Origin of the sequence: Pseudomonas psychrophila, from assembly GCF_001043005.1 — a bacterium.
Lineage (GTDB): Bacteria > Pseudomonadota > Gammaproteobacteria > Pseudomonadales > Pseudomonadaceae > Aquipseudomonas > Aquipseudomonas psychrophila.
The window spans coordinates 36,049-49,390 of record NZ_JYKZ01000002.1 but is presented as its reverse complement, the minus strand read 5'-3'; the positions used below and the strand labels follow the sequence as shown (position 1 = coordinate 49,390).

Below are 13,342 nucleotides of genomic sequence, written 5' to 3'. Positions count from 1 at the left end.
CTGATTGGAGGAAGTATGGCTTCGTTCGAAAGTGTCCAGCGCCGAATAGATACCCGTTTTGCCCAGGCCCAAAAAAACCTGGATGAAATCGCCTCGAACAATCAGACCGGTGTCGAAGACATGAGGCGGTTCTTCGAAGCGTCACGAAGCGTGGCGATCGCAACGTTTGCGATCACCGAGCAAACACGGCTCAAACACAGCCTGACCAAAAGCATTATTGATGCCGTGCAGTAATGATGGGAATCAAGCGCGCCAGCCAGATCGCATTGCTGACTTATCTTTTTATCTTAATGCCCCACGCCATGGCTGCAGTGCCCGATGACTGGAAAAAAACACCCTATGCCCATGAAGCGAGCAACCGGATGTTGCGCGATGTTTTGGAGGACTTCGCCCACACCGTTGGCCTTCAGCTACAGATCGACGGTTCATTGCAAGGCGTCGTCAACGGCAAGCTGCGCGCCGACACGCTGCCGGGGTTTCTGGATCGGCTGGGGCTGGAGCATCGCTTCCAATGGTTCGTCTACAACAACACGCTGTACATCAGCTCTCTGGACCAACAACGTTCTGCACGGTTGGAAGTCGCGCAAGACACCGTAGCTGACTTGAAAACAGCTCTGAGTCAGATAGGCCTGCTGGACGAGCGTTTCGGTTGGGGTGAGCTGCCCGATATCGGCGTAGTCCTGGTTTCAGGCCCCAGACGCTACATAGAGCAAATAAGACAGTTCAGCCGTAAACGGGCAGAGGCAACCAACAAACAGGATGTTCTGACCTTCGCGCTCCAGTTCGCCAACGCTGCGGATCGCCAGATCGACTATCGGGGCGAAAAACTGACAGTCCCCGGTATTGCCAGCCTGTTACGCGGGCTTCTCGATCCCAAATCTCCAACGCCATTGGCTCTTGAGCCTGACAGGGCGTCCCCGATAGGCAGCCTCGGCGCCTCCTTCTCAAACACCTCTACAACCCCAGCGCCTAAAACCGCCCTGGCACCAACAAGCACAAGCAACATCCGGGTGGAGGCCGATGTGCGCAACAACAGCGTGCTGATCTACGACACGAACGAGCGACGGGCACTCTATCAATCCTTGATCGCCGAGCTGGATGTACCACGAAAACTGGTAGAAATAGATGCTGTGATTCTGGACATCAATCGCACTCAACTCAAAGAGTTGGGCGTGAATTGGGGGTTTCAGAACAGCCGCTTTCGGGCCGGGACAGGCAATCTGTCAGGCAACAACCCCTCGACTGTAAACATTGCCCGGTTTGATCGTTTCGTAGCCGATGTGAAGGCCCTGGAGGAGCGCGGCCTGGCGACGGTGGTGTCCAATCCTTCGATCATGACACTGGAAAACCAGCCTGCCGTCATCGACTTTAACCGCACTCAATACATCAAAGCCGTCGGCGACGGAGTGGCAAACATCTTGCCGGTCACCACGGGCACCAGCTTCCAGGTCATCCCACGGGTGATCGCAGCCAGTGGAGCCAATCAAATTCATTTGATCATCGACATTGAGGACGGCGCTTTTGCCAATAACGTCGGTCCCAATTCAACACCGGATGTGCGTCAAGGCAAAGTCAGTACCCAAGCGGTTATCAGCGAACAACAATCCCTGGTCATTGGCGGTTTTCATGTGGCAGAAGAAGCCGACAACCGCAATCAGGTGCCCTGGCTTGGGAGTATTCCCTGGCTGGGCAAAGCGCTGTTTTCTTCGACGCAGTCCACTAATAATCGCCGTGAACGACTGTTTATCCTGACACCACGGCTTATTGGCGATCAGACCAACCCTGTGCGCTACTTGCCGCAATCGGATCAGGCGGTGCTCGAAGCCGCGCTAAGCCCGTTGGCACGGCGTGGGGCGCAGCACCCGCCCGTCATCAATCGCACCGATGTCGCGCAAGCCCTGGCTCATTTGGTCACGGGCCGCATACCTGCCCATTTCAAGGCCATGCCGATGCCTGCCCGGACGGGTATTCGGTGTAATACGCCCGATTTCTTGAGGGTTGATCCCGACCGGCGCCAATGGTTCGAAAGCGCCCATTACAACGTCGCCGTCCTGGTTTTGCACAACCGGAGCCAGAGCCGCGTGCGCATCGATGAAAGTGAATGCAGCAATACCAACACCCTGGCGGTGAGTGTCTGGCCCCGCCCGTGGCTGGCCCCGGGAGAGCAGGCGGAAGTCTTTATTGCTACTCGACCGCCCGACCAGGATGAGCTGAAGGCGGTGCCTCGACCATCCTTGTTAACACCCGCACAGAGTGCCTCCCAATGATCCGGTTGTTCACTGTTGTCATGACCCTTGTCCTGGGGATGACGCTTCAAGGGTGTGCCACGAATTGCCAAGGTGATTCGTGCACACGCCCAGTGTCCAGCGCCGGCAACCTGGTGATCTGGTGGCCCACACACATGCGCAACGAGACAGGTCCTGACGCCCTACGGCCAGACCATCTGGTGGTTCTCCTTGAACAGTGATCCCAACCGCCGAACACTTCATAGGCAGATATGAATGAAACAACACCCGTGCTCCCCTCAGCTACTGCTGGCAGCCCTGAGTCAGCATCTCAACGTCGACTTGCATCTGGAAAACGGCGTGTGTGCATTGTTCGACAGTCAGGGGCTGGAGGTATGCGTCATCGAGCTCTTGCCCCAACACAGCGCTGCCTTGCTGCACTGTGCGGTGAGCACTCACCGCCCTGCCCCTGATCAAGACCGCCAGTTGCTCCGGCTCAACTTTCAACCCGACCTGCTGAACGGTTGCTGGTTGGCGCTGGACGCGGATGACAGCGTACGTCTGTGTGCCCAGTGCCCGGCCGAACGTTTAACGCCACCCGACTTTTGCCAATGGGTCTGCGGTTTTATCCAACAAGTGACCGACACCCGCCAGTTGCTGACCCAGCCTGCGTGAGCAGTCAGGCTGGCCGTATCGTTACATCAAGGGTCTGCGGCCATCCCTGATCTTGAGATCAAGCACCTCTGGATTGAACTCCGTTTTACCGGGCTCGCTGACCACATCCTTGAGCTTCATGCTGACCGGAACATTCTGGTCCCTGCCATATTCGAACTCGGTATTGAGAACCTTATGGGTATGGCTCAGCGCTGCACTGCTGCTGAATGACAAAACAGGCGTGGGCAACGCCATGCTATGGGTTCGGCTGGCCGTGTAACTCACACTCATGGTTTTGATCCGCAGGTTGTCCGGGTTTTTCAGCGCCTGTTGAACATCATATTCAGGGCTGCGGACATCCCCGACCTTGCTTTCGATCATCCGTAACACATCGGGTTTGACCTCCAGCCCGATGCTCACGGAAGTGCCTTGGTTGCTCTTCAGGTCTTCAAGGGTGCGGGCCAGCTGTGGCTGACTCGCCAACAAGTGGAGAATGGCCGCCTTGTTCGCGGGAGCAACGTCGTTGAGCCACTCATCCTGCGCGCCACCGCTCAGCCCCACATAGGTCACCGTGCCTTCAACTGAACTCAGCTCGCGCTTGCCCTGTGCAATCAGTGCCTGCTGATGATGAAGCTGCTGCAGCTGGTTCTTGAGCTCATGGTGTTCCTGGGGCCGTGTGTCCGGGACTGACTGTTGTTCGAATAGACGTTGCAGGCTTTTCAGTTGTTCGATCGGGTGACCCTCTGCCGGAACTCTAGCCAGCAATTGCTCCTTTAATTGCGGTGAATGGCTCGACAAGGCATCACGCAGATCATTGATTTTCGCCTGTTCAATCGCAACAGGCTGCTTGAAGGTAAAGCGCATGGCACGGGCAGCACTGCGGTCAAAACTGACCATGAGCGAAATATCAGACCCGGTGAACCCCACCAGAGTCGAGCCGCCAGAATCGACCTGGGCCAACGCGGCCGTGTTGGCTGGCCCCACCCCTGCCGATGCACTGCCTTTGGCTAACAGCTGAAAATTGTCGCCCCTCGCCCAGGTCATATCCTTCGCTCCTTGGGACACAGAGCGACTCTGATCAAAATGGGCCAGATTAAGTCCCCCGCCCACATTAATCACCGCCCGCACCAGCCCCGCCAGGGCATCTGAGTTTTCAGGCAGCAGAACATGGGCACGCCCCTGCACCAGAGCGGACACACTTAAATCCACGGTGTTTTTGGAGCGCTGACCACTTTGATGATTACAACCCAGGTCCAGTAGGTCGAAGACATCTCCCTTGCGCCCCGCAAGAATCTCCATCGCCGCCGGCAAGTCAGCTTCCGTCACATCAAAGCTGACACTTGCACCCGTGTCCCGCGAGACAGCCAGGGTTGCCTCCGCCCCCACCCGAACTCCGGTCCCGAATGCGTCCCCCACGGGCATTAGCGTCACGCCACTGCCCAAAGAGGCACTGAGCCCATGAGCCGTGCCACTGTTGATTTCAATAGTGGCGCCCGTATCCGTTCGACTGAAAATGACGCCACTCGCCTTGGCCCTCGAAACGCCTACAAACACTTCAAGCAGCGGCACAGGCAACATGCCTGTGGCAAATACCCCGGCCGCCTTGGTTTTAGTCCGGCTAGACGCGATGGATTGCCCGCTGTCCGATTGCTGAATGTGCTGCATCAAGACCTGTTTGATATCCCCCTTCCCGCCAATGCCCAAGGTTCGCGCTATATGGAAATGCAGCGCTGATCCGGGGTTGCTCAAGTCCTTGGCCAATAATTTGAAATTCTTATATAGCGTCTCCGCTTGCGCGAAGCTGTTGATCTGTTGCGACGCTTTCTTGTGCACAGGGCTGTCGTGATACGCCTGCATGATCACCTCCAGTGTCCCGCTGATCAGGGGCTGATCGGGGGGGTCATTTTCCAGCAGGGTGATCAGTTCGCCGAGCCGGGACAGTGTGCGGGCATGTTGAATCAAATCACTTTCTATCAGTGCAGTCGGGTTGCCCAGATCACGCTTTTGATCCCCGTGCCAGGGCGACAAGGAAACACCCTGTTTTTCATAACTGCGAAGCAAAGCGGCGGTGGTATTAGTGTTTGAGGGCGCGAGGTTTTCGAACGTCTGGCGCATTTGATTAAGACTGAACGCCGAGCGCTTCGCAGAGTGATCAACCGCCGCGACGGCCTGTTCCGGGATAACCCTGGCCCCCTTGATGTCACCCAGCCGGATAGCCAGAGACTCACTGTTTTTCTCGACCTGACCCAGTGCGTGCTTGAGGGCGCCAGCCAAAGCTTGCGTCGATTGCTGCTCACTCAAGCGTTCAAGACGCGTCGTCATGTTCGTGGTGCAGGGTGCTGCCTTCGCCAGCGCATCAAGTTGCCCGCGCAAGGCCCGATCATCGGCGTAAAGCCCAGCCAGTCCGGCACGTCCCTTGAAGTGATACTGAATATCCAGGCCTATATTCTTAAGGCCTTCAAGGGGTTTTATGTGGGCGCCAATGCCGGATAAAAGCCCTCGATCACGCTCCAGACCTTCCGCTTTATGGCCTAGAACGGTGGAGGTCACAGCCCAGGCTGTGCCGTTGTTTTGGCTTTTGATTTCACCGCCACTCAACACTGAGTTCAAGGAACTATCGCCCGCTTTGGGCGGCGCTGGCGCTTCCCATTTCGGCTGCCCGTCGGGCGAGACGACCAACTGGCGAAATATTTCGCCCCAGCGATTTTGTTGAGGATCGTTTTCTCCCCAACTGGCAATCAACTGTTTATCAGGGCCCATGCGCAGTGATTTCAAGCACTCATTGCCGGGTAGCTTGACGGCTTCCCACGTTTTCGCTGTCGAGGAAGGACTTTGCCAGTGGGCTTTCTCCAGCTTGAGCAACTCCCCCGTTCGGCTCTGCGCGTAAAGATCTCCCCGGCGATCCAGCGCCAGTGCCTTAAGCGCTTTTGGCAGGGTAAAGGATAAGGCCCTCTCTGCTCCGTCCACATGGGCATGCAGCTGATTATCTTGATCCAGGGTCACAAAGCGCTTGGCGTTTTCCACCGCAAAACCTGTGATCTGCCGTTCACCCTTGACGCTTGCCCCGCTGCTGAGGGTGACATGAGTGCGGGCGCCCTCAGGCGGTGCCAGGTCGTAACTAGCCTCCATGTACACAGAGCCACGACTTTTGTGTGTCGCCAGTTCCTGAAGCTGACCGGCTTGCAACACATAAGCACGACCATCCAGTCCCCGCTCCAGCTGGTCCACATTCATGTGATCGGTCTTTTCCCATTGCTGTGCTTGCGAGTCCCAACACAGCAGTGTGTTGCCCTCTAGCGCAACCTTGCCCCGCTGGCCCAGATCAACGGCATTAGCGAGTGCTCGCAGCCCAGGCTCCGGCACCCCCTTATCAATAACCTTGAACAACACATCACTGAGGTTCCAGCCCGGCTCCTGAGAAGGCGTATCTGTCAGAGGAGCGCTGTGCAGCTGGTTGTGCGTGTCACGTATCAGGGCATTGAGCTGGCCAGCGTCGTCATGCATAAAACCTTTGATGCTGACGCCCCCCTTGTACAGAGACTCAAGTTTCCCGGCCGGTTCAGGCACCATGCGCAAACGCCCAGCCTGCGCGCTGCGCAGGTCCCCGCGCAAGAGTTCACCCTGGGCATTGGAGGCGTACAGCGTATCGCCCGACAGCCCAATACGGGTGAGTTGCACGGGCTTGCCCGATTCGCTGACAGGCACAAGATGCGTGCCGGGGGCTGTGGCATCCCGGCTGATCCGTAGTGAGAAACCCTCAGCCCAAGGTTCCAGGCTCACCTGTGTCTTGCCCTCGACACTCATGTCCCCGACACCCAGTGGCACCTTCATCAGCGCGCCTTCCCTGGTCAGGCCAAGACGACTGTAGGCAGCCTCATCCTTGTCGGGCAGCCAGCTTAAAGTCTGCGGTTCAAACCGATGCAGACGCTGCTCAACCAAGCGAAATTGGCGACCGTCATCAGTGGTGTGCACACCACTGATCTGCCCCAGGTGGGCACGGCCGGGATTGGCCAGTGGCAACGGTTGAGCCGCCAGGGTGCGGCTGCTTTTGAGCACCGCGGCAGCAGCAGGCGTGGACTGGATATGAAACACATTGAGCGTTTCGTCCAGGATCCGCAGCCCCTGGCCTTTACCTGTGTAGTCCGGGTCTTGCATAAAGCGTTTGGGCAACCGGTTGAGCTGGTGGGCAATGTCCTGCCCGGCGTGAGAGCCTTCGGTCATGACTTTGCCATCGGACAGTTGGGCGCTGAACGCCATTGAAGGCTGCCGATAGCTGCGAAACTGCGTCAATTGCGCAGGCGGCCTGCTACACCGTCCGCGCTGAAAGAGGTCGGAACACCACTTTGCGATGCTGCTCGAAGCAGGTTTTTGCTGGATGCCCGGGAGGGCGGGACGGGTTGCGTTCAAACGCATGTGCGCACGAACAGGATCTATGGGCACTAAGGGCATGACAGGCTCGACTCAATCGGATGATATCGATGAAGTGGCTTTAAACCCGGCCCCGGTTCCCTCTCGGTTAGCGACGGTCAAGCTCCGGCAGTTCAATGGTTTCACGCAGCGCGTCATCATCCAGTTCGCGCAGGGTGCGATAGACCAGCGCAACGGCCTGCAATGTCTCGCGGCCAATGCAACTGCCAAGCGCTTCGCGATACAGCGTACGCGCCAGCCAGACACACTGAACCACAGGTACCTGCGCAGCCTTGGCTCTGTCGATCATCTGCCGCGCGCGGGCATCGGTGCCTTTTTCAAGCAGCATCGGCAAGGGGGTTTGTGGCGGGCGGTAATAAAGTGCCACTGCAAAATGAGTCGGGTTGACCAGCAACATGTCGGCCTCTTCCAGCGGCGGCAACGTGGGCGCATGCGCTTGCTGGGCCATTTCGTAAGCCAGTTGCCGGCGCATCATCTTGACGTGCGGATCACCCTCCATGCCCTTGTACTCCTTGATCACTTCGACGTAGGTCATGCGCATGCGCTTGGCAAAAAAGTACTTTTGCAACGCCAGATCCACCAGCGCCAGCACCAGCAACAATCCAAGGCACACGTGCAATAAATACCGGAACAAGGTAATCAACGCGTCGATATAGCCAGGCAAGTCGGCGTTGACCAACCCCACCAACGCGCCCAGTGACGGCCCTATGACAAGGTAAAGCACCACACAGATCAGCAGCGCCTTGATCAGGCCCGTGAGCAAGGTCATCAACGACTGAGCCGAAAACATCTGCTTGGCTTGATTGAACGGGTTGAGCCGATTGAAGTCAGGCACCAGGACTTCGGGAGCAAACAGAAAGCCGAACTGCAGCCAGCTACTGATCAACTTCATGACAATTGCCGTACCTGTCATCAACAAGGCAAAGCCAAAAAATACGTAGCCCGCCTCTGCGATGACCGCTTGCAGCGAACGGCTGAAGGGCTGCCCTATCAGGCTCACGGGCAACATCAATAATTGTTCGAGGCGTTGCATGCTGCTGTGAGCCGATAACAATGCAATTTCGCTGATGGCTGTCAGCGCCAGAAGCTTGCCAATGTCCTGGCTCTGAGCGACCTGGCCTTTTTGACGCTGGTCTTGCAGCTTTTTTTGGCTCGCGTCGTATTTCTTTTCACCCGAGTCTTCACTCATGGCGGCGGTACCTTGAACAACAAACCCAAGGAATGCCCAAGATCCCCCAACCGGCTCATGCGTTCCACAATCAGATCCTGCAACTGCGGCAGATAGAGCAACAGGAAGCACAGCCCTGCCAGGCTCTTGGCGGGCATCGATAACACGAATACCTGCAACTGCGGGCTGTAGAGGCTCAGCACGGCAACCGCGAACTCGACAATCAGTAGCAACGCAATAAAAGGGGCCGCGTAAAGCACCAAATGCGTAAAGGTGTCGCCCAGCAGCGTTAAATAAACGGCAAAGCCATCTGCCCCCGGAGCCGGGAACCAAAGCGTTGCAGGCCAGATCAGGTAACTGTCCCAGATCACCTGGGTCAGGCTGCCCAGCCCCAGGCTGACTATCAGCAAGAAGATACTCAACTGCTTGAACATGTGCCCAACAGGCGTGGCATCCGGCCCCAGTGAAGGGTTGAGTTGCCCACCGATCAAGGCGCCGCGCTGGTTGTCCAGCAAGGCCCCAACCGACTCGAACAACCAGAAGGGCATGGACAGCAACATCCCCAGCAAAAAACCCAAAACCGCTTCTTTAAGCACCAACGCGCCTATCGCGAGCAGGCTGTAATCCATGCCCGAAAGGGTGTGGTGAATGCCCGGTACAGGGATCAATGCCAGTGAAAAAACGATGGCATGCCGAGGCATCCCTCGCACATGCTGAAAGCAGAATGCCGGAATCAGATAAAAGCAGGGATACAGACGCGCCATGGCAATGGCGAGGCTGGGCAAGTACTCAAGGTAAGGTATTTGTAGCGCCATGCCAGGGCTCCAGTCACTGCGCCGTGCGCGCCGCCATATCGAAGGTAAGGCTGGTCAACTGGATCAATTCAACTCCGATCCAGCGCCCGGTCAGCGCCAGCGTAATTCCCACGGCTACCAGCTTGATACCGAACGGCAAGGTCTGGTCCTGTATCTGCATCAGCGCCTGGATCAATGAGGTCAACACCCCCACTACGACCGCCACAATCAGCGGCGGCGCAGACAGCACCACCACCAGCAACATGCCTTGCTTGAACAATAGGATCGGGTCCATTGGCGTCTCACAGAAAGGACAGAAAAAGGCTGTCCAGCAGACGTGTCCAGCCCGATACCAGTACAAACAGCAGTAACTTGAGCGGCAGTGAAATCGTCATGGGTGAAACCACTTGCATGCCGAGAGCAAGCAGCAGGTTCGACACGATCAAGTCGATGACAATGAACGGGATATAGATCAAAAAACCGATTTCAAACCCCGCCTGCAACTGCGAAAGAACAAAAGCCGGAACCAGCAGAATCAGGTCATCGCGACTGACCTGTTGCGCCATCTCCGGGGGCCACATGCGGGCGGTGTTGTCCAGCAGGTGGGTCAGCACATCAGGGGCGGTGTTACGCAACATAAACGCCTGCAAGGGTTTTACGGCTTGCAGACCGCTGTCCTGCAAGGCTTGCACGCTGCTCAAATCCACCGGTGACTGCTTGAGAATCTGAGAGATTTCATAACCTACCGGCGCCATCACAAACAGCGTTGCGGCAAGCGCAATACCGTAGAGGGCCATGCTCGGTGGCACCTGCTGCACACCGATGGCGTTACGGGTAATCATCAACACGATGCAGATTTTCAAAAAAGCCGTGCACACCACCAGCAGCATGGGCATCAACGACAGCCCGGCGAGGAACAGCGCCAGCAGAAGAGGGTCAACCCCCTGAACCGTCATCGCGAAAAACTGATGCGCGACAATTGCAAGCCGAGTCGTCCATCGACCTCTACCAATTGACCGTGCCCAACCGCGCGATTGCCGTAGTACAGCCCGGCCATGCCTGTGCCGTAGCCTTCAATGTTCACTACCGTGCCGGGTGCCAATTGACGCAGCTCTCCCAGGCTCAATTTGAGCACCCCACAACGCACGCTCAGATCCAACAGCAAGGTTTCAAACGGCTCATCACCCTCTGACTCAGCAACCGCCGTGCCCGCAAACAGAACTTCATCCACAGCTGACTCCTCGATAGAACAAATACGCAGGCTCCGGCGCCCGCCTTCATCAACAATCTGCGCGTGTAGCCGCAGCCGTCCGACACTCAGTTGACCTATGCCATCCGCACTGAACGGCCCATGCTCCGCCACCAGTACGTCACCGACGCGTAACGTGCGTACCTGCTTAATTGCCAACTGCAAGCCTGCGAGTTCCACAGGAACTGCCAGCGCAAAGTCCTCGGGCAGCAGCGCCTTGATGGCCTGCCATCCTCCCGCGTCATGCAACATCAACAGGCTGTGAGGCGCCATGCTCAGTTGGCCGACACTGCGTGACTGCCCAAGACTCACGCTGATCCGGCATTCGAAGGTGCCCGGCTGCACAGTCGCAAGCGGTCGTAAGTGGCCAAACAGCCGAGTTAATTGCGGGCTCATGCGCTGCTGAAAAAGTGCCCAAAACCATGAGTTCGGATCATTGTCGCCGTCGGCCAAAACCACCGGACACTCACCGAACAGGCTCAGCATCGCGCCTGCGTCACTTAGGGTGATGACGCCGCACCGGGTCTCGAATGAGTGCGCGACCCCGGCCTCAGGCCCATGGCCCGGCTCAAGCAAAAGCTCTGCGGGCTCGCCAGCGACCTGGAACGAAAATCGAATGCCACGACCCAATCGGCGGTAAGCCGCTACCTGTTGAGCATCCAGACGGGACCATGTGACGGGCATCACCTTCATCCCCTGCGCGCCTGCATCAACTGGAGACTGACCGGCTGCCCCAGCGTGCGGGCCAGGTGTTGCTGACAATGTTGCTGCAGGCGGATGAGCCATTGGCGGGTGCCGGCTTGCTCAGCCTGCAACGAAATACTCCAGGCCCGACCTTCATACCGGGCGCGGACATAGATCCGCCCACGGCGCGCCAGGCAGATCACAAACTGCAGGGGTGATTGCCCGGTCACTGCCAAACGGGGCAACAACTGCTCAGACATTGCATGGGCCAGCCCGAAATCGGTGCCTGACAGGTTGTCGGCAAACAATTTGCTGTCTGCCTCGGACACACGGGCTACAACTGCCGTCTGAGCGTCATGAAAGGACAATTGCGCCGATTTCAATCCTGATCCCTGGGCCATACCCCCTCCTCTGCCAGCAACAACGACAACTCACGAAGTTTCTCGACTTGTCGCTGACTCTCGGCAACGTGCTTGCGGGCACGCTCGACACTCACGGCTTCATGGCGCTGACGCTCAAGCAACGACTGCAAGATGTTTTGTTGCTCAGCCGTATGCGCCGAAACCTTGTGCAGCGCCTCGTTCCAGCCCGACAAAACCTGGAATGACACCACCTGCCCCCGATAGCGATTCAGTAATACGATCTGCTGACTGTTTTCGTGGTCACGGGCTTGCTCAACATCCATGCGGGCTTGCTCGACACACAGGTTCAAGGCCCGCTGCTCGCTCAATACTTTTTGCAATACGCGCTCGGCCCGCTCGGCTCGATGGCCGCGCAAGCGCTCAAGGGCACGTGTTTCACAAAGAAGCCCGTCAAACAGGGACATGGGCGGTCAACTCGTTCAAATGCTCCAGAGTTGCCTGAAAGGACGCAGGCTCACGCAGATCCTGTCGCAGAAAGGCATCCACCTGCCGTCGACTATCGACGGCCATATCGGTCAGTGCATCGTTTCCCGCCTGGTATTCACCCAGCTTGAGCATCAGCTCGATTTGCTGATGAGCGCTAAGCAAGCGCCTCAATGACGAGGCGTTGTGCACATGCTCTGCTGTTGCAACATTGCTCAGGATCCGAGACAGGCTGCCCAGCACATCGACCGCCGGATAGTGGCCTCGCTCTGCCAGTTTTCGAGACAACACAATGTGCCCGTCCAATAGGGAGCGGACCTCATCGGCCACGGGATCGCTCATGGAGTCCTGCTCGATGAGCACGGTATAAATGGCGGTGATAACACCGTCTTGGGTCAGGCCCGCGCGCTCCACCAAACGCGGCAACATGCTGTAAACCGATGGCGGCAGCCCGCCTCGTCCTAAGGGTTCGCCTGCAGCCAGACCGATTTCCCGCTGGGCACGGGCAAAGCGCGTCAGGGAGTCAATCAGCAATAAAACCCGCTGCCCCTTGCGCCGAAAACCTTCGGCCAGGGCAGTGGCCGTCAAGGCTGCCCGCGCACGCTCCATACTTGAACGATCCGAGGTCGCACACACCAGCACTGCCTTGGCACGCAATCCATCGTCCAGCTCGTGGTCGAGAAACTCGCGTAACTCGCGACCGCGTTCGCCAATCAGGCCAAAAACGATCACATCGCAATCGACGTTGCGGGCAATTTCGGCCAGCAGTGTGGTCTTGCCACACCCGGCACCGGCAAACAGCCCCACCCGCTGCCCCTCGCCCAGGGTCAACAGACCATCGATTGCCCGCACGCCTGTTGGCAATGCACGCCAGATACGCGGCCTCTCTGTGGGCAATGGCGCCTCGCACACAACCGCACGGGCACCTTTGCAAGGCGGTCGGGCGAAAGCGCCCTGGCCGCAGCCACTGAGCGGTCGACCAAACCCGTCGAGCACTTGACCCAGTAAATCATTACCGACACGAACCTGATGGGCGCCACCCAGCCGCTCAACTGCCGCACCCGCAGCGATGCCTTCCAGACCTGCCAGGGCGCTGAGCATTGCGTCTTGCTGATCAAAGCCGATGATTTCGGCGAGTATCCATTCGTTACCCGATGTCTGGACCTGGCACAGGTCGCCTATCCGGGCCTGGGGCAACCGACACTGCAGCAACATGCCATTGACCCGCAGTACCCGACCACAAACGGTCACCGGTGAAAAGCCGGCCAGCATTGCAGACTGACGCTGCCGCCAGC

13 protein-coding genes are annotated in these 13,342 nt (G+C 57.8%); 4 read left to right on the top strand and 9 right to left on the bottom strand.

Annotated features, from left to right (window positions below):
• The first annotated feature begins 15 nt into the window (after positions 1-15).
• The 4 genes from TU76_RS06275 to TU76_RS06265 are packed head-to-tail and all read left to right on the top strand — an operon-like array spanning position 16 to position 2,900.
• Positions 16-234 (top strand): type III secretion protein HrpF, encoded by a 219-nt coding sequence (locus tag TU76_RS06275; protein ID WP_048351297.1) that lies wholly within the window; start codon positions 16-18, stop codon positions 232-234.
• The gene (gene sctC / locus TU76_RS06270; RefSeq protein WP_053070210.1) at positions 234-2,267 is read left to right on the top strand and encodes a type III secretion system outer membrane ring subunit SctC; all 2,034 of its coding nucleotides are present in this window, start codon (positions 234-236) and stop codon (positions 2,265-2,267) included. Before TU76_RS06275 ends, sctC begins: the two co-directional genes overlap by 1 nt.
• Complete coding sequence (hrpT, locus tag TU76_RS25745) at positions 2,264-2,467, top strand: HrpT family type III secretion system protein (protein ID WP_072022825.1); 204 nt, start codon at positions 2,264-2,266, stop codon at positions 2,465-2,467. The genes sctC and hrpT overlap by 4 nt, the downstream gene beginning before the upstream one ends.
• Before the next feature lie 34 nt (positions 2,468-2,501).
• Positions 2,502-2,900 carry a type III secretion system chaperone gene (locus TU76_RS06265; protein ID WP_048351296.1) on the top strand — a complete coding sequence of 133 codons (399 nt, stop codon included), beginning with the start codon at positions 2,502-2,504 and terminating at the stop codon, positions 2,898-2,900.
• Positions 2,901-2,921: 21 nt separating this feature from the next.
• Here TU76_RS06265 and TU76_RS06260 read toward each other — a convergent pair whose 3' ends face one another.
• The 9 genes from TU76_RS06260 to TU76_RS06220 all read right to left on the bottom strand — a co-directional run bounded on the left by TU76_RS06260 (position 2,922) and on the right by TU76_RS06220 (position 13,319).
• Positions 2,922-7,136, bottom strand: coding sequence for an AvrE-family type 3 secretion system effector (locus tag TU76_RS06260; protein WP_048351295.1), 4,215 nt, complete (start codon positions 7,134-7,136; stop codon positions 2,922-2,924).
• Positions 7,137-7,395: 259 nt separating this feature from the next.
• Entirely contained in the window at positions 7,396-8,496 is a 1,101-nt protein-coding gene (gene sctU / locus TU76_RS06255) for a type III secretion system export apparatus subunit SctU (protein WP_048351294.1), read from the bottom strand.
• Positions 8,493-9,290, bottom strand: a complete 798-nt coding sequence (sctT, locus tag TU76_RS06250) for a type III secretion system export apparatus subunit SctT (protein WP_019825150.1) — start codon at positions 9,288-9,290, stop codon at positions 8,493-8,495. Before sctT ends, sctU begins: the two co-directional genes overlap by 4 nt.
• A gap of 13 nt (positions 9,291-9,303) precedes the next feature.
• Positions 9,304-9,564, bottom strand: coding sequence for a type III secretion system export apparatus subunit SctS (gene sctS, locus TU76_RS06245; protein WP_019825152.1), 261 nt, complete (start codon positions 9,562-9,564; stop codon positions 9,304-9,306).
• Positions 9,565-9,571: 7 nt separating this feature from the next.
• Positions 9,572-10,225 (bottom strand): type III secretion system export apparatus subunit SctR, encoded by a 654-nt coding sequence (gene sctR, locus TU76_RS06240; protein ID WP_048351293.1) that lies wholly within the window; start codon positions 10,223-10,225, stop codon positions 9,572-9,574.
• Positions 10,222-11,211: a FliM/FliN family flagellar motor switch protein gene (locus TU76_RS06235; RefSeq protein ID WP_048351292.1), complete on the bottom strand. Its 990-nt coding sequence runs from the start codon at positions 11,209-11,211 to the stop codon at positions 10,222-10,224. Before TU76_RS06235 ends, sctR begins: the two co-directional genes overlap by 4 nt.
• Positions 11,208-11,603 carry a type III secretion system HrpP C-terminal domain-containing protein gene (locus tag TU76_RS06230; protein ID WP_048654675.1) on the bottom strand — a complete coding sequence of 132 codons (396 nt, stop codon included), beginning with the start codon at positions 11,601-11,603 and terminating at the stop codon, positions 11,208-11,210. Before TU76_RS06230 ends, TU76_RS06235 begins: the two co-directional genes overlap by 4 nt.
• Positions 11,582-12,028: a hypothetical protein gene (locus TU76_RS06225; RefSeq protein WP_048351291.1), complete on the bottom strand. Its 447-nt coding sequence runs from the start codon at positions 12,026-12,028 to the stop codon at positions 11,582-11,584. The genes TU76_RS06230 and TU76_RS06225 overlap by 22 nt, the downstream gene beginning before the upstream one ends.
• On the bottom strand, positions 12,015-13,319 hold the full coding sequence (locus tag TU76_RS06220) for a FliI/YscN family ATPase (RefSeq protein WP_204369339.1): 1,305 nt from the start codon (positions 13,317-13,319) through the stop codon (positions 12,015-12,017). The genes TU76_RS06225 and TU76_RS06220 overlap by 14 nt, the downstream gene beginning before the upstream one ends.
• Positions 13,320-13,342 lie beyond the last annotated feature (23 nt).

What these genes read in the sequence shown, in the direction of transcription:
- TU76_RS06275 (WP_048351297.1), top strand. Translation starts at nt 16, where the DNA reads ATGGCTTCGTTCGAAAGTGTCCAGCGCCGAATAGATACCCGTTTTGCC.
- sctC (WP_053070210.1), top strand. Translation starts at nt 234, where the DNA reads ATGATGGGAATCAAGCGCGCCAGCCAGATCGCATTGCTGACTTATCTT.
- hrpT (WP_072022825.1), top strand. Translation starts at nt 2,264, where the DNA reads ATGATCCGGTTGTTCACTGTTGTCATGACCCTTGTCCTGGGGATGACG.
- TU76_RS06265 (WP_048351296.1), top strand. Translation starts at nt 2,502, where the DNA reads ATGAAACAACACCCGTGCTCCCCTCAGCTACTGCTGGCAGCCCTGAGT.
- TU76_RS06260 (WP_048351295.1), bottom strand. Translation starts at nt 7,136, where the DNA reads ATGGCGTTCAGCGCCCAACTGTCCGATGGCAAAGTCATGACCGAAGGC.
- sctU (WP_048351294.1), bottom strand. Translation starts at nt 8,496, where the DNA reads ATGAGTGAAGACTCGGGTGAAAAGAAATACGACGCGAGCCAAAAAAAG.
- sctT (WP_019825150.1), bottom strand. Translation starts at nt 9,290, where the DNA reads ATGGCGCTACAAATACCTTACCTTGAGTACTTGCCCAGCCTCGCCATT.
- sctS (WP_019825152.1), bottom strand. Translation starts at nt 9,564, where the DNA reads ATGGACCCGATCCTATTGTTCAAGCAAGGCATGTTGCTGGTGGTGGTG.
- sctR (WP_048351293.1), bottom strand. Translation starts at nt 10,225, where the DNA reads ATGACGGTTCAGGGGGTTGACCCTCTTCTGCTGGCGCTGTTCCTCGCC.
- TU76_RS06235 (WP_048351292.1), bottom strand. Translation starts at nt 11,211, where the DNA reads ATGAAGGTGATGCCCGTCACATGGTCCCGTCTGGATGCTCAACAGGTA.
- TU76_RS06230 (WP_048654675.1), bottom strand. Translation starts at nt 11,603, where the DNA reads ATGGCCCAGGGATCAGGATTGAAATCGGCGCAATTGTCCTTTCATGAC.
- TU76_RS06225 (WP_048351291.1), bottom strand. Translation starts at nt 12,028, where the DNA reads ATGTCCCTGTTTGACGGGCTTCTTTGTGAAACACGTGCCCTTGAGCGC.
- TU76_RS06220 (WP_204369339.1), bottom strand. Translation starts at nt 13,319, where the DNA reads ATGCTGGCCGGCTTTTCACCGGTGACCGTTTGTGGTCGGGTACTGCGG.